General features: G+C 71.0%; 16 protein-coding genes and 1 pseudogene. 9 read left to right on the forward strand and 8 right to left on the reverse strand.

Features of this window, described 5'->3' with window-relative positions; genetic code table 11:
• The first annotated feature begins 25 nt into the window (after nucleotides 1-25).
• Entirely contained in the window at nucleotides 26-598 is a 573-nt protein-coding gene (locus A4E84_RS23625; protein ID WP_159029615.1) for a hypothetical protein, read from the forward strand.
• Nucleotides 599-632: 34 nt separating this feature from the next.
• On the opposite strand, the gene A4E84_RS23630 is transcribed toward A4E84_RS23625, so the two are convergent.
• From A4E84_RS23630 to A4E84_RS23640, 3 genes are all read right to left on the reverse strand, one after another.
• On the reverse strand, nucleotides 633-1,028 hold the full coding sequence (locus A4E84_RS23630; protein WP_062928503.1) for a hypothetical protein: 396 nt from the start codon (nucleotides 1,026-1,028) through the stop codon (nucleotides 633-635).
• 345 nt (nucleotides 1,029-1,373) lie between these two features.
• A complete protein-coding gene (locus A4E84_RS23635) occupies nucleotides 1,374-2,432 on the reverse strand; it encodes a hypothetical protein (RefSeq protein WP_062928504.1) in 1,059 nt (352 codons plus the stop codon).
• Nucleotides 2,420-3,067 (reverse strand): hypothetical protein, encoded by a 648-nt coding sequence (locus A4E84_RS23640; protein WP_062928505.1) that lies wholly within the window; start codon nucleotides 3,065-3,067, stop codon nucleotides 2,420-2,422. The genes A4E84_RS23635 and A4E84_RS23640 overlap by 13 nt, the downstream gene beginning before the upstream one ends.
• 321 nt (nucleotides 3,068-3,388) lie before the next feature.
• Between A4E84_RS23640 and A4E84_RS23645 the strand changes: the two genes are divergently transcribed.
• From A4E84_RS23645 to A4E84_RS23665, 5 genes are all read left to right on the forward strand, one after another.
• Nucleotides 3,389-6,376, forward strand: a complete 2,988-nt coding sequence (locus A4E84_RS23645; protein ID WP_079129088.1) for a BTAD domain-containing putative transcriptional regulator — start codon at nucleotides 3,389-3,391, stop codon at nucleotides 6,374-6,376.
• Nucleotides 6,373-7,101: a prepilin peptidase gene (locus A4E84_RS23650; protein ID WP_062928507.1), complete on the forward strand. Its 729-nt coding sequence runs from the start codon at nucleotides 6,373-6,375 to the stop codon at nucleotides 7,099-7,101. Before A4E84_RS23645 ends, A4E84_RS23650 begins: the two co-directional genes overlap by 4 nt.
• Nucleotides 7,102-7,166: 65 nt before the next feature.
• On the forward strand, nucleotides 7,167-8,261 hold the full coding sequence (locus tag A4E84_RS23655) for a CPBP family intramembrane glutamic endopeptidase (RefSeq protein ID WP_237304988.1): 1,095 nt from the start codon (nucleotides 7,167-7,169) through the stop codon (nucleotides 8,259-8,261).
• Nucleotides 8,262-8,331: 70 nt separating this feature from the next.
• Nucleotides 8,332-9,531, forward strand: coding sequence for a cyclic dehypoxanthinyl futalosine synthase (mqnC, locus tag A4E84_RS23660; protein WP_062928508.1), 1,200 nt, complete (start codon nucleotides 8,332-8,334; stop codon nucleotides 9,529-9,531).
• A 7-nt stretch (nucleotides 9,532-9,538) separates the two neighbouring features.
• On the forward strand, nucleotides 9,539-10,216 hold the full coding sequence (locus tag A4E84_RS23665; RefSeq protein WP_062928509.1) for an imidazolonepropionase-like domain-containing protein: 678 nt from the start codon (nucleotides 9,539-9,541) through the stop codon (nucleotides 10,214-10,216).
• Between the two features lie 26 nt (nucleotides 10,217-10,242).
• Here A4E84_RS23665 and A4E84_RS23670 read toward each other — a convergent pair whose 3' ends face one another.
• On the reverse strand, nucleotides 10,243-11,265 hold the full coding sequence (locus A4E84_RS23670; protein WP_062928510.1) for a chitinase: 1,023 nt from the start codon (nucleotides 11,263-11,265) through the stop codon (nucleotides 10,243-10,245).
• Between the two features lie 191 nt (nucleotides 11,266-11,456).
• Between A4E84_RS23670 and A4E84_RS23675 the strand changes: the two genes are divergently transcribed.
• Complete coding sequence (locus tag A4E84_RS23675) at nucleotides 11,457-12,152, forward strand: demethylmenaquinone methyltransferase (protein WP_062928511.1); 696 nt, start codon at nucleotides 11,457-11,459, stop codon at nucleotides 12,150-12,152.
• 2 nt (nucleotides 12,153-12,154) lie between these two features.
• Here A4E84_RS23675 and A4E84_RS23680 read toward each other — a convergent pair whose 3' ends face one another.
• Complete coding sequence (locus A4E84_RS23680) at nucleotides 12,155-12,466, reverse strand: PASTA domain-containing protein (RefSeq protein WP_062931576.1); 312 nt, start codon at nucleotides 12,464-12,466, stop codon at nucleotides 12,155-12,157.
• Between the two features lie 110 nt (nucleotides 12,467-12,576).
• Nucleotides 12,577-13,011, reverse strand: a complete 435-nt coding sequence (locus A4E84_RS23685; RefSeq protein ID WP_237304989.1) for a GNAT family N-acetyltransferase — start codon at nucleotides 13,009-13,011, stop codon at nucleotides 12,577-12,579.
• A 190-nt stretch (nucleotides 13,012-13,201) separates the two neighbouring features.
• Between A4E84_RS23685 and A4E84_RS23690 the strand changes: the two genes are divergently transcribed.
• On the forward strand, nucleotides 13,202-14,494 hold the full coding sequence (locus tag A4E84_RS23690) for a geranylgeranyl reductase family protein (protein WP_030839958.1): 1,293 nt from the start codon (nucleotides 13,202-13,204) through the stop codon (nucleotides 14,492-14,494).
• On the opposite strand, the pseudogene A4E84_RS23695 reads toward A4E84_RS23690, so the two are convergent.
• Both A4E84_RS23695 and A4E84_RS23700 read right to left on the reverse strand, forming a co-directional pair.
• A pseudogene (locus A4E84_RS23695) lies at nucleotides 14,495-14,956 on the reverse strand (peptide deformylase). It lies immediately after the preceding gene.
• 321 nt (nucleotides 14,957-15,277) lie between these two features.
• Nucleotides 15,278-16,117, reverse strand: coding sequence for a C40 family peptidase (locus tag A4E84_RS23700; RefSeq protein WP_062928512.1), 840 nt, complete (start codon nucleotides 16,115-16,117; stop codon nucleotides 15,278-15,280).
• Nucleotides 16,118-16,841: 724 nt separating this feature from the next.
• Here A4E84_RS23700 and A4E84_RS23705 point away from each other — a divergent pair.
• Nucleotides 16,842-17,201: an NADH-quinone oxidoreductase subunit A gene (locus A4E84_RS23705; protein WP_003974383.1), complete on the forward strand. Its 360-nt coding sequence runs from the start codon at nucleotides 16,842-16,844 to the stop codon at nucleotides 17,199-17,201.
• Nucleotides 17,202-17,214 lie beyond the last annotated feature (13 nt).

Consider the following 17,214-nt stretch of genomic DNA (forward strand, 5'->3'; position numbering starts at 1 on the left):
GGTCTTCGGGCCACTCGGAGGCATCGTGGAGATCGGTGCGGTGTCGGCGACCGGGACGTGGAGCGTCGGTGCCGCCTCCGTCGGCGAACTGGTGAGCCGCCGCCGCGACGAGGTCGGCCGGCTGCTCGACCTCGTTCGCGACATCGGTGGCTTCTCCCCGGCCACCATGGCCATCGCGGACGAACTGGGCTACCTGCGTGAGCACGAGGTGACCGCCCCTGCCCTGCTGCTGTGGTCGGGTGCGGTCGAAGGGATTCCGCCGCGGCTGGAGGACCTCGAACAGCGGGACGTCGTACGGCGCATGTGTCACATGGCGGCCGACTTGCAGATGACGTACTTGCTGCAGGCCCTCGTCACCGCCGCGATCGTGTCCGGCGGGGACGTCGGGCGGCGGGCGGCCAGGATCGTCGATGCCCTCACACTCGCGTCCGACCTCGTGGGCGAGACGGGGCGCTCTGCCCCGGCCCTGGTCTTCAGGATGTGGCGGGTCGCCCACCTCCCGGCCCTCCTCCGCCCCGACGCGGGCACCCCCGAACAGGGTAAAGCGGCGTTCCGTGCCTACGACCAGGCACTCGAAGCCCTGACGACGAGCGCCTGAGCGCCCGTGGCATGGCGGTTGCGAACGGGGTAGTTCACGGCAGGGCGGGTGCGGGGTCGCTTTCAGGCATCCCTTGACCGAGCAGAGCGACGATCCTCTGGGCGCCGTTGCGTGAACTCGTCAGCCGTACCCACGAACCGTCCCGGAAGGAGACCCTGAAGTCCGACTCGTCCAAGCTGAACCGCTTGATCTCCGCGCCGACGATCTCACTCCGCGGCAGCGTCCAGAGGAGAGCCTCGGATCCCGGGACCTTCCCGCCACCACCCCAGGAGAGATGCCGGCTGCCCTGCATCGTGTCCTCGTACGACCAGATGCGCACCAGCCCGTCCGGCTCCGCCACTTCGATCTCGGTCATCGTGCGCCAGGACCGCCGGGAGGGGTCGAGCTGCCAGGGCAGCGTACGGGCCGTCTCGCCCTCGCCCGCCCACATGACGGGGAAGTCTTCGATCTCGTTCTCGCGCTCCTCCGGCTCGCCGCGCTTCTGGAGGCCACACCGGGCTGCCGAGGGCGTCGGCGATGACGATGAGGGGCAGCAGCAGGAGCCTGATGGTGGCGGACCGCACGTACACGCCGAGCTTGCCGAAGAACCCCCGGACACGGAAGGGCGGTTGAACCGGCCAGCCGGGCAGGTCCGGCTCGATGTCGTTGCGTTCGAGGTCACGGAAGGAGCGTCGCTTCGCCACCGAGGCGGCGGTGCCACTCGCGAACTCGACCCGGTAGCGCCGGGGTTCCTCGATCATGCCCTACCTTCGCCGTCACGCGCCGCTGGAGTCACTCAGCGGTTGATCGACTGGATCTCCTGGACGTTCATGTCCTGGGTGGTCTCGAAGGTGCCGTCGGGCAGGTCGCCGCCAGTGCCGTCGGAGCCTTCCCAGGTGATCTGCCAGGTGACGCTGGCCGAGAGCTGGTACGGGGCGTCGCCGGTCGCGTGGAGGTAGCGGATGCCGCACGGTGGGGTCTTGTCGGCGGCGCCCTTGGTGTACGGGGTGCCGATGGAGCCGTCGTCGTTGATCGCGCAGTCGCCGGAGGCGGGGAAGACCTCGGCGTCCTCGGTGCCCGGGTCGAGGTGGAGGGCGACCGGCTTGGCGGTGGTCTCCGCCCACAGGCCCGTACCAGGGAGTTCCGCCCGGACCTTGACGTCCTTGAACGTGCCCTTGTCCAGCCAGACCCATGTCGGCAGGTTCACCGTCGACTTGGCCGCCGGCTTCAACTCCACCTTGGTCTTGGGAACCTTGACCTTGTCGTAGGCGTAGTCGGCGAGGACCTCCGGGGTGGGGGCGTTCGGCACGTCAGGAATCTCGCCCGCGTCCTGCCAGAACATCAGCCGGCTGCACAGGGTCGTGTCGTCGAGCTCGGTCACGTTCGGTGCGACACCGCGCCAGAAGTAGCCCTTCTTGCCGAGGTTGTAGTTCTTGTACCCCTTCACGGTCGCCGGCTTCGTGAAGATGGTGGTGGCGTCCTTCTCGTCCCGGAAGTGGTCGGTCCAGAGCTCCGATCCGTACCAGCCGTCGCGCAGCCCGGCGTCACCGCTGCCGTCGTTCTCCGAGAAGTCCTTCAGCTGCCCAGGGGTGAAGACGGGCTCGTACCAGCACGGCGGCGGCTTCCAGTTGACGTCCGTCGACGCGACGGTGCCCTGCTGGCCGCCGGTTGGGCCGCTCGTCTGGGTGACCTTGATGCGGGAGTGCGAGGCGGAAGCGGATATCTCGTCGTTCTTGGCTTCGCCGCCGTAGCTGCCCTCGCCGCCGAGAGCGACGGCGGGTACGGGTGCGAGCAGGGCTCCGGTGAGCGAGAGCACCAACAGCGGTCGGGCGGCGTGTGACCTCACTGAGGGCATCCACCCCGCTCCGAGCGCGCCGACACTGCCTGCCACACACCCTGGGGGCTCTTGCCCATGGAGATCACGTAGAAGACCTCGGGGTCCGTGCCCGCCGGGTTGCCCTTGACCTCACCTGTCCTGCGGTTCCTCGTCGAGGCCTTGCTCTCGTCGGTGCAGTAGGAGAGGGATGCCGCCGCCTTGTCCTTGGAGAGGGTGACCTTGGGGTCGAACACGGGCAACTTGCCGATGACGGTCAGGTTCTTGTCCGTGTAGGTCTTGATCCACTGCCGGCTCTGCAGGAAACCGTTCTTCGTGTCGTAGAAGGCACGGTTCTTGCTGTCGGGGTCGTTCTCGATGATCGCCTCGTACCCGGCGCGGAGCTGTTCCTTGCCGTCGTCGAGTACCGCCTGCTTCACCGGATCGCTGCTCGTCCAGTTCTCGAAGGTCAGCTGGAAGCTGCTGGGGAGCTTGATGACCGGGCGCTTGACGGCGGGTGCCGCGGACGTCTTCGACGCCGTCGGGCCGGGGGAGCTGTCGCCCGCGCCCTTGATGTCGTCCGACGACGCGTCATCGCCCCCGCCACAGGCGGTCAGAAGCAGCGCTGCCGCCGTGGCGAACGCTGTGGCAGTGGTGGTCAGTGCGCGGCGGGCCACAGTTGATCTCCCCCGTGAGTTTCGGTGTACGCGACAGGGAACGAAGCTATCAGGGGCGGGACGTGGCGCTTTGAGGGCCACTGGTGGATTGCGTGGGGATCGTGAGAGGCGTGCGTGGCAATTGCGAATGAGGCGCCCACGGGTGCCCGATGCAAGGGTGAACACCCGTGACTTCGGGGGCAAATCGGACGACCGCGGGGATCTTTCGATCCGCCCTTCGACGACCCCGAGGAGAGTCCATAAGATCTCTGTAGGCTCAGCACACCCCTCACCCCGAGCTCGGCCTCACCCCACTCCACACACGACCCCAGGACACCCGCCATGCCGCGACGCCGCACCTCAAGCTCGTCAAGCTCGACGGGAAGTACGACGGGAGCGACGGGAACCACGGCCGCTCCCAGGAACCGGACCCCGCAACCGGTGCGGATCCGGCGGCGGTCGTTCGGGGACTTCGTCAAGGCGTTCCTCGCCTTCGTCGCCCTGGCCGTGCTGCTCGTCGGTGTGCCGGGCGCGCTGGCCACGCAGATCGGGTGGCCGCTGCCCGACGGGGTGCCGAGTCTCGACTGGCTGCAGCAAGAGATCACCGTTCACACGTTCCTGAACATCCTCACCGTCATCGTGTGGCTGGCGTGGGCGCAGTTCACGGCGTGCGTGCTCGTGGAGATGAAGGCTGCGCTCTCGGGTGTCGGCGTGCCGGGGCGGGTGCCGGGTGGGGGGCCGAGTCAGTTGCTCGCGCGGCAGCTCGTCGCCGCGCTGCTGCTGGTCGGCGCCACCGCCGCCAGCTTCACGCCCGGGCTGTCGCAGCTCGGGAACAGCTACGACGCCAACCAGAAGCCGACCGTCGCGGCCGCCCAGGCCACCCCGGGCCTCTTCGCCCAGCAGCAGGAGCAGGCCTCCGGCGCCGCGGCCGCGCTCGCCGAGCAGGCCTCGCACGCCGCCGCCCACGCCGACGCCGGCGGCAGCACCGCCCAGCAGGGCGACACGAAGTTCTACCGGATCCAGCCGCCCGAGGGACGTCACCACGACTCCCTGTGGGAGATAGCCCAACGGCACCTCGGTGACGGGCGTCGCTACAAGGAGATCTTCGAGCTCAACAAGGACCGCGTGCAGCCGGACGGGTCCAAGCTCTCCGAGGCCAGTCTCATCCGGCCCGGCTGGATCATGGAGATGCCGGGCGACGCCCGCGGCGGCGACCTCGTCGAGATGCCCGACGAGGCACCCAACGTGTCGCCCGACGTGCAGCAGCAGATCAGCGACTACGCCCAGACCGGCGACCATGCACAAGGCGCAGGCGGCGCCCAGGGCGGCAGCGGCCACGCCCAAGGCGGCGGCGCCACCCAGGTGTCCGTACCCGATCAGCAGCGCCCCGCCCACGGCACCGGGCAACAGCAGGCCACCGCCGTCGGCGCCGAGTCCGACAGTTCCTTCGGTCTCCCCGAAGCCCTCCTCGCCGCGCCCCTCCTCGCCGCCGGTCTCCTCGGCGCCCTGGGACGGCGGCGCCGGCAGGCGCTGTGGCAGTCGGCGTTCGGGTCCGTCGGCGGGCGGCGCGGCATGGAGCCGCCCACGCCGACCGGTGACGCGCAGGATGTCCAGGACGCGCTGCTCGTCGGCGCCGACCCCGAGGGCGTACGGCTGCTCGACCGGAGCCTGCGCGGGCTCGCCGCCTCCCTCACCGAGGAGTCGCGCGCGCTGCCGGTCGTGTACGCGGCCTGGCTCAGCAACGGCGACCTGCACCTCCAGCTCGCCCAGCCCGCCGGGAAGCCCCCGGCCCCCTGGCAGCAGGGCCAGGACCAGACGTTCTGGATGCTGTCCCGGACCGACGCCGAGCGCTACGAGGACGTCGACACGGCCGCGCCCTACCCGGGCCTGGTCAGCCTCGGCACCATGGACGACTCGCGGCTGCTGCTCAACCTGGAGGCCGTGCCCGGCATCGTCTCGCTGAGCGGCCGGGAGGCCGACCGGGCCGCCGTCTTCGCGTCCGTGGCGGCCGAGTTGGCGACCAATGGGTGGTCGGACCGCATGACCATCACGCTCGTCGGCTTCGGGGAGGACCTCACCCTGCTCGCCCCGAACCGCATCCGGCATCTGGAGGACGTCGAGGCGCTCGTCGAGACCATGGAGGCCGAGACGCGGCAGCGGCGGGGGGCGCTCGGTGCCGCCGGGCACGATTCCGTCCTCACGGGCCGCACCGGGCCCGCGCAGCACACCCGTTGGGCCCCGCACCTGGTCCTGCTCGCCGCGCAGCCGTCCGCGGAGGACGCCGTCAAACTCGCCGAACTCGCCGCCGACGCCGGCCGCCTCGGCATCGGCTACCTCGTCGGCACCGAGACCGGTGATCTGCCGGGCGCCGCCTGGGAGATGGAGATCACCGGCCAGGGCAAGCTGCTCGCGCCGCTCCTCGGGCTCGAACTCGACGCGCAGCTGCTGCCCGCCGCCCAGCAGCGGGCCGTGGTCGAGCTGTTCGTCGAGGCCGACCCGGAGCGCGACACCGACGGGCCCGCGACCACCCCGCCGTTCCTCGTCGACATCAGCGAGCAGGGCCGGCCGGCCGTGTACGCCCGGCTGGTCGGGCCGTACGAGATCATCGGCCTGGACAACCCGGACGGGGAGCGCAGCGCACTGCTGCACGAGGCTCTCGCCCTGCTGCTCCTGCACCGCGAGGGCGTGCACCCGCGGGTGCTGTCCTCCGCGCTGTGGCCGCGCGGCGTCACCGACGACGTGCGCAGCGCGCTGCTCGACCGGCTGCACGACTGGCTCGGCGCCGACCCCGACGGCACGCCGCGCCTGGCCACCGACAGCTCCGGCCGGCTCACGCTCGCCAAGACGGTCGTCTCCGACCTGGACGTGCTGCGGTCCCTGTACCACGAGGCCACGCAGGGCAAGGGCGTCGACAGCCGGGCCGTGCGCGGGCGGCTGCTCACCGACGCGCTGGTGCTGGTGCGCGGGCCGCTGCTCGCAGACCGGCCCGAGGGGCGTTACCGGTGGCTCACGCACGAGATCGTGGACGCCCAGCTGCCGCTGCTCGTCGCGGACACGGGGCTCGCGCTGTGCGAGTTCCACATGGAGAAGAACCGCGCGGAGAAGGCCATCGAGGCACTCAACGCGGCCCTGCGCACCGCTCCGGCCGACGAGCGGCTGTGGCACGAGCTGCTGCGCGCCACTCACGCCACCGGCGACACGGACCGGCTGACCGCCCTCGCCACCGACCTCATCGGCCGCAGCGGGGCCCGTGGGCTGCCGCCGCGCACGGAGGCACTGCTCGACGAGCTGCTGCCGACGTGGCGTGACGCGATCGCCGCGGTGGGATGAGCACCGGGCTGCTGGTCCTCGCCGCCGTGCTGTGGGGTGCGGCGGCGGGAGCGCTGCTGCCGCGGGCGGCCTACCGGTTCTCGGCGCCCTCGGGGGAAGCCTGGCGGGGGGAGTGCCCCGGGGGGCACGCTCTCGGGGGCTGGCTGGGGCGGGCGGTGTGCCGAGCGTGTGCGGAGCCCGGATACGGGCCGCGTACGACGCCCCTGGTGATCGCCACCGCCCTGGTCTGCGCCGTCCTCGCCGCCGCGACCGGCACCCGCCCCGAGCTCGGGGTCTGGCTGCTGCTCGCCCCGGTCGGCGTCCTGCTGACGGTCGTCGACTTCCGCGTACGGCGGCTGCCCGACCCGCTCACCCTGCCCTTCGCCGCTGCGGCCCTGGCCCTGCTGGGCCTCACCGCCCTCGTCCCCGAACACGCGGGCCACTGGACCACCGCCCTGCTCGGCTCCCTCGCCCTGGGCGGCGGCTACTTCGTCCTGTTTCTCATCAACCCCGCGGGCATGGGCTTCGGCGACGTCAAACTCGCCCTCGGCACGGGGGCCGCCCTCGGCTGGTACGGCTGGCCGACGGTCATGCTCGGTACCTTCGCCGGCTTCCTCCTGGGCGCCCTGTACGGCGCGGCGCTCGTCATCACCCGCCGGGCCACCCGCAAAACAGCCATCCCGTTCGGCCCGTTCCTGATCACGGGGGCGTTGCTGGGGCTTCTGGTGGGCGCGTACACGGCCTGACACCAGGGCAGGGGACGGGCGGAACTCCTGTGATCCACGCAATCGGCACTGCCATGATGCTGATCATGACAAACCCATCCCAGAACCCCACCGGCCCGACCGCCCACCCCACGGGCCCGACCGCCCACCCCACGGGCCCGACCTCGCAGCCCACCGGCCCGCCCCCCTACCCCGCCGCCCTCACGCCGTACCCCACCATCCCGCCGCCGTACCCCACCGTTCCTCCCGTCGACCCCACCGGCCAGCCCTACCACCGCCAGGACCGCACCACAGGGCGTCACCGCTGGTGGCGGGCCTGGGTCGGCACCCTGTTACTGGCCGTTGCCTACTTCTTCGGTCTCCTCGTGCTGCTGGCATTCAGCTTCGGCCTCGGCACGGCGCTCGGCGCGCCGGAACTCCCCGACGGCGGTGCCGACTTGGGGCCGCTCGGGAACACGGCGATGGATCTCGTGTCGATCGCGATAGCCCTGCCCCTGGTGCTGCTGGCCACGCTGTGGCCGGCGAGACGGCCCGTCGGCACCGTCACGTCCGTCACGGGGCGGCTGCGGATCGGCTGGCTCGGGCGGTGTCTGCTGGCCGGGCTGCTGCCCATCCTCCTGCTCACGGTGACGGCCTTCTTCCTGCCGGGCGACTCGGGCGAGTCCGACACATGGGTGGGCTGGCGCTCCTTCCTCACGGCCCTGGCCGTGCTGGCCGTCCTCGTCCCGCTGCAGGCCGCGGCCGAGGAGTACGTCTTCCGCGGCTGGCTGCTCCAGGCGGTCGGGGCGTTCGTGCGCTCCCCGTGGTTCGCCGTGATCCCGCAGGCCGTGCTGTTCGCCGCGGCCCACGGCTGGGGCACCCGGTGGGGCTTCCTCGGTCTGCTGGTGAACGGCCTGGTGGCCGGACTGCTCACGATCCGCACCGGCGGACTGGAAGCGGCCATCGCCCTGCACGTCCTGAACAACCTGCTGGCCTTCGGAGTCTCCGCCGCGGTCGTCGACGGGCTGTCGTCGGACGAGACCGCGGCCGACGCGCCCTGGTCGCTGGCCCTCACCGCCATCGTCGCCGACCTGCTCTACGCCGCGATCGTGCTGTGGTTCGCCCGGCGCCACAAGCCGCAGCGCCTCTCGGCCCCGAGCACCCCGCCCGCCCCCTACGCCCATCCCGCCCCCACGGCCTGACGTCCGGCCCGCAGAACCCCTGGCGTACGCTGGGCTGGTCCGTCCACAACCCTTACGAAAGGGACGCCCGGTGACCGAGAAGGCCGACCTTCAGCCCATCCTCGACCGTGCAGCCGCCGGTGGGCGGATCACCCCGGACGAGGCACTCGTGCTGTACCGGGACGCACCGCTGCACGCGCTGGGCACCGCCGCCGACGCCGTACGCCGCCGCAGGTACGCCGGGACCGAGCACATCGCGACGTACATCATCGAGCGCAACATCAACTACACGAACGTGTGCGTCACGGCGTGCAAGTTCTGCGCCTTCTACGCCCCGCCGAAGGCCAAGGACAAGGGCTGGACGCGCGACCTGGACGACATCCTCCGCCGCTGCGCGGAGACCGTCGAACTGGGCGGCACGCAGATCATGTTCCAGGGTGGCCACCACCCGGACTACGGCGTCGAGTACTACGAGAAGCACTTCGCCGCGATCAAGAAGGAATTCCCGCAGCTGGTCATCCACAGCCTGGGGGCGTCCGAGGTCGAGCACATGGCCCGGATCTCCAAGGTGAGCGTGGAGGAGGCCATCCAGCGCATCCACGCCGCCGGCCTCGACTCCTTCGCCGGTGCCGGCGCCGAGCTGCTGCCCGAGCGGCCCCGCAAGGCCATCGCCCCGCTGAAGGAGTCCGGCGAGCGCTGGCTGGAGATCATGGAGATCGCGCACAACCTGGGCGTGGAGTCCACCTCCACCATGCTCATGGGCACCGGCGAGACCAACGCCGAGCGCATCGAGCACCTGCGGATGATCCGCGAGGTCCAGGACCGTACGGGCGGCTTCCGCGCCTTCATCCCGTACACCTACCAGCCCGAGAACAACCACCTGAAGGGCCGCACGCAGGCGACGCTCTTCGAGTACCTGCGGATGATCGCCATCGCGCGGCTGTTCATGGACAACATCGCCCACATCCAGGGCTCCTGGCTGACCACGGGCAAGGAGGTCGGGCAGCTCTCGCTGCACTACGGCGCCGACGACCTCGGCTCGATCATGCTGGAGGAGAACGTGGTGTCGTCGGCCGGTGCCAAGCACCGGTCGAACCGGATGGAGATCATCGACCTGATCCGGAAGGCGGGCCGGGTGCCCGCCCAGCGCGCGACCACCTACGAGCACCTCGTCGTCCACGACGACCCGGCGAACGACCCGGTCGACGACCGCGTGGTCTCGCACATCTCCTCGACGGCCATCGAGGGCGGCACGGCTCACCCCGAGCTGAAGCTGCTGGCCCCCAACTGACCCGGTCGTGCTGACGATCCACGCCGCCCCGCTGGTCCTCCCGGCGGGCGCGGATCCCGGCATGGACGCACCCGTCGTGGACGGCGCCGTCGTGGTCGACGGCGACCGGATCACGGCCGTGGGGCCCTACGACGAGGTCGCCGAAGACGCGCCGGGCGCGCGGGTGCGGCGCTGGCCCGGCGTGCTCACCCCGGGTCTGCGCCAGTGGCACCCGCTGCGGCTGCTGCGCCACTGCTACCACCCGGACCCGCGCGAAGCCGATGAGCTGGGCGAACAGCCCCTGTGGGGCGAGCGGCTGACCGCCCTGGGCGAGCTCACCGAGACCCGCTGGTCGGGCAGTGTGCGGCGCGGTGTGCAGCGGATGCTGAGGTACGGCACGACGACGGTCGCCTCACCCGGCGCCCGTTTCCGCGATCCCCTGGTGGCCACGGCCGTCGCCCGTTCCGGGCTGACCGTCGTGGGGACCACGGGGGCTCCCGGCACGCTGCTGGGCGAGCGGCCCGACCTCGACCCGTTCGCCGAGGGGTACGACCTCCCCGGTACGGTCCACGGCCCGTTGACCGTCGGCGGCCGGGCCGACCTGGCCGTGTTCGACGTGCCCGACGAAGCGGCCCTGCGCGAGCGCGGCGCGGTGACCTGCGTGGCGACCGTGCTGGCCGGCCGGCTGGTGTACCGGGCCCGCTGACCCGGGCCCCCTGGCCCATGGCCGGCTCAGCCCGCGAAGGCCTTCCCGAACGCCCCCGGCCCCTGCGTCACACCGCTGCAATCCGTCGCCGCCTCGGTCGGCTTGGAGCCGTCCGCGCACTGCCGGTCCCGGGCCGTCGACCACATCGACACCCAGGCGATGCCCTTCTCCTCGGCGAACGCCCGCACCTCGGTGGCGTCCGCGAGGGTGAAGGTCTCGTTCGCGACGTCGTTGACGCCGATCATCGAGGTGAGCGCCATGCCCTGCCAGGCGGTCGTGTCCGAGGTGCCGAAGACCTTCTTCAGCTGGGTGTGCGCGGCCTTCGCGGCCGTGCGGGCGTAGCCGCCCATGTCACCGTCGTACGCGGAGCCGTAGTTCATCGTCATGAGGTTGACGGTGGAGACCTGGACGCCCGTGTCGTTGGCGGAGGCGAGCAGGGCGAGGCCGTCCTCGTCGAGCCCGGACGGCATCACCGGCAGGGTGAACGAGACCTCCAGGTCGGCCCGTTCCTCCTGCAACCGCGCGATCGCCTCCGAACGCAGCGCGATCGAGGCGGAGTCGGACAGCTCGTCGCCCTCGATGTCGAAGTCGGCCAGGGTGGCGCCGGCCGCGTCGAGGGCCTGGCCGTACGCCGCCGCCAGCCGGGCGGCGCTGCCGCAGTTCACCGCGAGTTCCTTCCCGGAGGCACCGCCGAAGGAGACCCGGACCCGGCCGCCGCCCTCCTTGAGCTTCGCGATCCGGGAGGCGACCTTCGCGTCCCCCATGGCGTGCGTGCCGTTCCAGCGCGGCGTGCAGTCGTCGCCGTCGGCTATGACGAACGCCAGGTTGTACGTCGTGGGGGAGCCGGCCGAGTCGGTGCCGGCGGCCTCGGTGGCGCTGAGGTACGGGGCGTAGGAGGTGCCGGCCGCGGCCGTCGCCGTGGGGGACGTGGCGGGTGTGGGGGCCTCTGAGGCCGGAGGCGCCGCGTCGCCCTGCCCGGAGCATGCGGCGGTGGCGAGGGCGAACAGACAGCCCAGCCCGGCCGCCGCCGGTTTCCGGAAACTCCTCATGACGTGCGCTCCCGTTCTCGTGCGATCTGAGGGTCGGACAGAAAGTACGTTTCCCGGCAGCGAACGTCTCACGGAGGCGGTGGCGCGCGGCGAGATCGGCGGGCCTTCCCGGGAAACCCGGGGCGCACATCCAGGGCGGCACGCAAGCAGCCGCGGCTCCTGCACGGAGGGGGTGCTGCAAGAATGGGCCCGTGACCCGCGCATCCCTGGACAAGCAGCCGCACGAAGTCGCCTCTATGTTCGACGACGTGGCGGAACGGTACGACCTGACCAACGACGTGCTGTCCCTCGGCCAGGACCGGCGATGGCGCAAGGAGGTCGCCAAGGCGGTCGACGCGCGCCCCGCGCAGAAGATCCTCGACCTGGCCGCGGGCACGGGAACCTCCTCGCTGCCCTTCGCGCAGACCGGCGCCTACGTCGTCCCGTGCGACTTCTCGCAGGGCATGCTCCAGGTCGGCAAGCAGCGCCGGCCCTGGCTGCCGTACACCGCCGGCGACGCGACGCGGCTCCCGTTCAAGGACGACACCTTCGACGCCGTCACCATCTCCTTCGGGCTGCGCAACGTGCAGGACACGGACGCCGCCCTGCGCGAGATGCTGCGGGTGGCCCGGCCGGGCGGGCGGATCGTGATCTGCGAGTTCTCGCACCCGACGTGGGCGCCGTTCCGCACGGTCTACACCGAGTACCTGATGCGCGCCCTGCCGCCGGTCGCCCGGGCGGTGTCCTCCAACCCCGATGCCTACGTCTACCTCGCCGAGTCCATCCGCTCCTGGCCCGACCAGCCCGCGCTGGCCGAGCGGCTGGGCAAGGCCGGCTGGTCGCGGGTGGCCTGGCGCAACCTGAGCGGCGGGATCGTCGCCCTGCACCGGGGCTTCAAGGCGAGCTGACCCTACGGCGAGCTGAGGACCATGTGGGGGTCGCCCGGTTGGTCCAGCTCGCGCTGGAGACCGCCTCGGGGCGGCCGCGGGATCCGCGGTTCGTGCACGCCCCCGCCGCCCTCACCGGGGCCGAAGTCGAACCACACGTAGACCATCGAGTCCCGCGGCACCTCGGCACCGGGCTGCGGGTACTGGCGTACGACGTAGTCGACGACGACGAGAGCGAGCTCGGGCCGGTCCGGCGCGGTGAGGAGGAGGCCCTGCGCCCGGGCCGTCTCCCGTGCGTCCACGGCCATCAGGCCGACCAGACGCGGAACGCGCACTTCGGGTGTCTTGCGGGAAATGTGCACAGATGTCACCCCCAGCGGTACAGGAAGGGTAACTCCCGCCCCGCACCGGCCGGAAGCGACAGATGTCTTTCTGTGACAGTCGACTACGCTGCGTCAGCTCGCTGGAGGTCGAGCCGGTAGCAGTGACCCGCCCGCTGCGAGGCCGGGGTGGTGAAGGTCTCGGCGAGGCGCATCCCGAGGCGCTGGGTCACCGCGATGGACCGGCTGTTGCGGGCGTCGACCATCGCGACGACGCCCGGGACGCCACTCGCCCGCATCCGCTCCAGCGTCTGCCGCGCGGCCGCGGTGACGTAGCCCTTGCCCCAGTGCTCCCGGCCCAGCCGCCAGCCGATCTCGATCTCCCCGGCCGGGCCCCAGGCCCGCTCCCACGGCTGGGCGCCGGTGAAGCCGATGACCTGCCCCGAACCGTCCAGCACGGTCCACAGGCAGAAGCCCAGTTCGGCGTCGTGCCGGCGCTGGCGGGCGGTGAGCTCCTCGTAGACCGAGAGCTCCGCGGCCCGGCCGCCCTGGAACTCCATGACGTCCGGGTCGTCGAAGATCCGGTGTCAGACGACCGCGTCCTCGTGGGTGGGGACGCGAAGCCGCACAGCGGGGAGAACTCGGTTCACGGAGGCAGCCCTTCAGCCGGGTGATGAATGCTGCTGCATAGACTGCCCATGTCCAGTGCCGGTCGGCACGCAAGATTGACGAACTTGGGGAGATCCCGCCGTGACCGTCGTGACCGAGCCCCTCTCCGAGAACACCGCCGATGTGATCGTCGTGGGCGCGGGGCCGGCCGGCTCCACCACCGCCTACCACCTCGCCAAGGCCGGACTCGACGTCCTCCTGCTGGAGAAGACGGAGTTCCCCCGCGAGAAGGTCTGCGGCGACGGCCTCACCCCGCGTGCCGTCAAGCAACTCGTGGCGATGGGCATCGACATCTCGGAGGAGGCAGGCTGGCTGCGCAACAAGGGCCTGCGCATCATCGGCGGCGGGGTGCGCCTCCAGCTCGACTGGCCGGATCTCGCCTCCTTCCCCGACTACGGCCTCGTCCGCAAGCGCGACGACTTCGACGAGCAGCTCGCCCGGAACGCCCAGAAAGCCGGTGCCCGGCTCTTCGAGCGGTGCAACGTGGGCGCGCCGATCCTGGACGAGCGCACGGGCCGTATCACCGGGGTGCACGCCAAGCTCGGCGAGGAGAAGCGCGAGGTCACCTTCCGGGCGCCGCTCGTCGTGGCCGCCGACGGCAACTCCACCCGGCTTTCCCTGGCAATGGGCCTGCACCGCCGCGAGGACCGCCCGATGGGCGTTGCGGTGCGCACGTACTTCACCAGCCCGCGCCACGAGGACGACTACCTGGAGTCCTGGCTGGAGCTCTGGGACCGCCGCGGCGCCGAGGACCGCCTGCTGCCCGGCTACGGCTGGATCTTCGGCATGGGCGACGGCACGTCGAACGTCGGTCTCGGCGTCCTCAACACCTCCGACTCCTTCAAGGAGCTGGACTGGCGCGAGGTCCTGAAGGCCTGGTGCGCGTCCATGCCGGAGGACTGGGGCTACACCCCGGACAACATGACCGGCCCGATCCGCGGCGCCGCGCTCCCCATGGCCTTCAACCGCCAGCCGCACTACACCAAGGGCCTGCTGCTCGTCGGTGACGCCGGCGGCCTGGTGAACCCCTTCAACGGCGAGGGCATCGCCTACGCCATGGAGTCCGGCCAGATCGCCGCCGACGTCATCGTCCAGGCCCACGCCCGGCCGACCCCCGCGAGCCGCGAACTGGCCCTCCAGCGCTATCCGCGCGTCCTGAAGGACACCTACGGCGGCTACTACACGCTCGGCCGTGCCTTCGTGAAGCTCATCGGAAACCCGAAGGTCATGCAGATCGCCGCCCAGCGCGGTCTCACGCACCCGATGCTGATGAAGTTCACCCTGAAGCTCCTCGCGAACCTCACCGACCCGACGGGCGGCGACGCGATGGACCGCATCATCAACGGGCTGAGCAGGGTGGCCCCGAAGGCCTGATCACGCGTTCGCCGCGATGCCGGCGGCCCGGCGTGCGAGCACCCCGTCCCGCCGGTCCGCCGTCCGCCGCAGCGCGGCCTTCCGCTCCCGTGCGGAGAGCCGGTCCAGGTAGAGCCGCCCGTCGCAGTGATCGGCCTCGTGCGCGAGGCAGGGGGCGAAGCAGCCGGTGACCTCGATCACGAGCCGCTCGCCGTCCCGGAAGAAGCCGCGCACCACGGCGCGGTCCGGACGCGGCACGTCCGTGGTGGCGCCCGGCGCGGAGAGGCAGCCCTCCGCCTCGTCGAGGAGCCTCCTGCGCATGGCCGGGGAACATGTCGGCGATGAGCGCGGCGAGGCCCGGACCGGCTCCCGGTGACGTCCGGCACGGCTTGTGCAGGACCTCTTCGCCGGCTTCGGTGGTCCCCGGACCGTGCCCTGCCGGGTCTCGGGAGCGAGCCGCGGGTACGAGTCGGCTTCCGGCATTCCCTCCCCGCCCCTTCGGCCCTCATCACGACAGAACACCCGGGCCGGTCCCAGGAGTGGTCCGGCCACGCGGGGACGTCGGCGTCAACACCGCGCCAATCCGGGAAAATTCGGGCGCGTGATGGCGGAGTGGCGGGAGTGCAGGGGCGGGCCGCCGGGCCCGGTGGGCCCTGGAAGGGCCCTGAGGGCCCCTTGAGCGACTCGGAGGCGGGCCGAGGGGATTCGGGGCGAGGGACCCCGGACAGGCCGGGAGGGCCGTTGCCTCGTGGTGGCAGCGGCCCTCTAGCCCGTGTCAGCGGATGTGCCGGACGGCGTGTGACGTCAGAGGACGCGGACCGCGCCCGACGCCGGGTAGCCCGACAGGTCCTGGATGACGACGCCCTTGGACGGGTTGGCCGCGTCCAGGTACTGGCCGTTCCCGATGTAGACACCCACGTGGTACGCGGAGCCCTTGCCGCCCCAGTACAGGATGTCGCCGACCTGGACGCTGGACAGCGGGACGTCCGTGCCGGCCATCGACTGGTCCTGCGAGACACGCGGCAGGTCCACACCGACCTGCTTGTACGCGGCCTGCACGAGGGAGGAGCAGTCCCAGGCGTTGGGACCGGTGGCGCCCATGACGTAGGCGTCGCCCACCTGGGCCTTGAGGAACGCGATGACCGTCGCGACGCTGCCGCTGGCGGGCGCCGACACCGACGTGGAGGCGGACGTGGAGGCGGAGGCGGACAGGGTGGCGCGCTCGGTGCTGCGGTTGGCACGCTCGGCGGCGGCCTTGCGGGCGGCCTCGGCGGCCTCCTTCTTGGCCTCCGCCTTCTTCTTCGCCTCGGCGAGGTCCTTCTTGGCCTCCGTCGCGGCCTTGGCGGCGGCGGCGTCACGCTCGGCGCGCAGTTCGTAGTTCGCGGCGGCCTGCTGGGTGGCGGCCGCGGACTGGGCGACCTGAGCGGACAGGTCGGCCGTCAGGGTGGGCAGTTCGATGGTCTGCGTCACCGGCTCGGCGGCGCTCGCCGAGGCCGACGCACCAGCCGCCGCCATGCTGAGAACGCCACCGGCAACGCCGGCGCGCAGGGCGATCGATGAGGTCGCGCTGCGGCGGGGTTTCCGGTGGCTGCGTATGTGAGCGGTGTGGGACATGGGAATAACCGGTACCAGGGGCTCCTTCATATCTTCAAGAAACGTGTGCTGCGCCACAGTTACTCAATCGGGCGCTCAAAACCCCCGAACGAGGCCCTTTATTGACGCCGTAACGGACATTGCGGGCGCACCGTGACCGGCCTGTGATCACGGTGTTTGATCAATACGCCCGAATTGCCCCGCGCCTACCATCGGTTGGGTTGATTGGCCAAGCCCCGTTCTCATGGATCTCTCACCTGTGTGACGGGGATCACGGAACGGTTGGCCCGGAGGTCGCGTCCCGGTGTGGAGATCACGGCCGGGTCACGGGCTCGCGAAGATCGTGAACGCGTGCACGCGTCCACACCTCGCCCCACACGCCCTCTGATGTGTGAACGGGCCTCTATCAAGAGATCAAGTCCATCGCCAATTTGCATGCAAGAGAACCATCTTGATATTGAGACGACCCCTCCGGCCTGCGCTGACGAGCCAAAATGTCACCTCTCGTGATCACACGGACGCTTCGCGTGTGAAGATCACCGCTCATCCGACTTCATGATCGATCGTCAGGTGGTGGAGATCACAAAGCTTGTGCAATACCCCGTGTCGCAGATCACAGAGCGTCGGGCATAAGATGCACGCGGTTGGGCTTGTGACCTGCTTCACATGTTCCCGATCTTCGCCGGGGCGGGCGGGGTTCGAGGGACAGGTGGGGCGGAGGTGAGCCCGATGCAATCCGCCAGCAGTCAGTGCCGACTGAGAGGAGCGAGGAGCGGTGAACGCTTATGCGCCCATCCTCGTACTGGGAGCCCTCGGGGCAGGCTTTGCGATCTTCTCCGTGGTCATGGCCACGTTGATCGGGCCCAAGCGGTACAACCGCGCCAAGCTCGAGGCCTACGAGTGCGGCATCGAGCCGACCCCCACGCCGGCCGGCGGCGGGCGTTTCCCGATCAAGTACTACCTGACGGCGATGCTCTTCATCATTTTCGATATCGAGATCGTCTTCCTCTACCCCTGGGCCGTCACCTTCGACGCCCTGGGGATCTTCGGGCTCGTGGAGATGCTGCTCTTCGTGCTCACCGTCTTCGTCGCGTACGCGTACGTATGGCGGCGCGGCGGCCTGGAATGGGACTGAGGGGCCACACGTC

The sequence above is a fragment of the Streptomyces qaidamensis genome (assembly GCF_001611795.1).
GTDB lineage: Bacteria > Actinomycetota > Actinomycetes > Streptomycetales > Streptomycetaceae > Streptomyces > Streptomyces qaidamensis.

What these genes read in the sequence shown, in the direction of transcription:
- A4E84_RS23655 (WP_237304988.1), top strand. Translation starts at nt 7,167, where the DNA reads ATGACAAACCCATCCCAGAACCCCACCGGCCCGACCGCCCACCCCACG.
- A4E84_RS23630 (WP_062928503.1), bottom strand. Translation starts at nt 1,028, where the DNA reads ATGTGGGCGGGCGAGGGCGAGACGGCCCGTACGCTGCCCTGGCAGCTC.
- A4E84_RS23670 (WP_062928510.1), bottom strand. Translation starts at nt 11,265, where the DNA reads ATGAGGAGTTTCCGGAAACCGGCGGCGGCCGGGCTGGGCTGTCTGTTC.
- A4E84_RS23635 (WP_062928504.1), bottom strand. Translation starts at nt 2,432, where the DNA reads ATGCCCTCAGTGAGGTCACACGCCGCCCGACCGCTGTTGGTGCTCTCG.
- A4E84_RS23700 (WP_062928512.1), bottom strand. Translation starts at nt 16,117, where the DNA reads ATGAAGGAGCCCCTGGTACCGGTTATTCCCATGTCCCACACCGCTCAC.
- A4E84_RS23650 (WP_062928507.1), top strand. Translation starts at nt 6,373, where the DNA reads ATGAGCACCGGGCTGCTGGTCCTCGCCGCCGTGCTGTGGGGTGCGGCG.
- A4E84_RS23645 (WP_079129088.1), top strand. Translation starts at nt 3,389, where the DNA reads ATGCCGCGACGCCGCACCTCAAGCTCGTCAAGCTCGACGGGAAGTACG.
- A4E84_RS23685 (WP_237304989.1), bottom strand. Translation starts at nt 13,011, where the DNA reads ATGGAGTTCCAGGGCGGCCGGGCCGCGGAGCTCTCGGTCTACGAGGAG.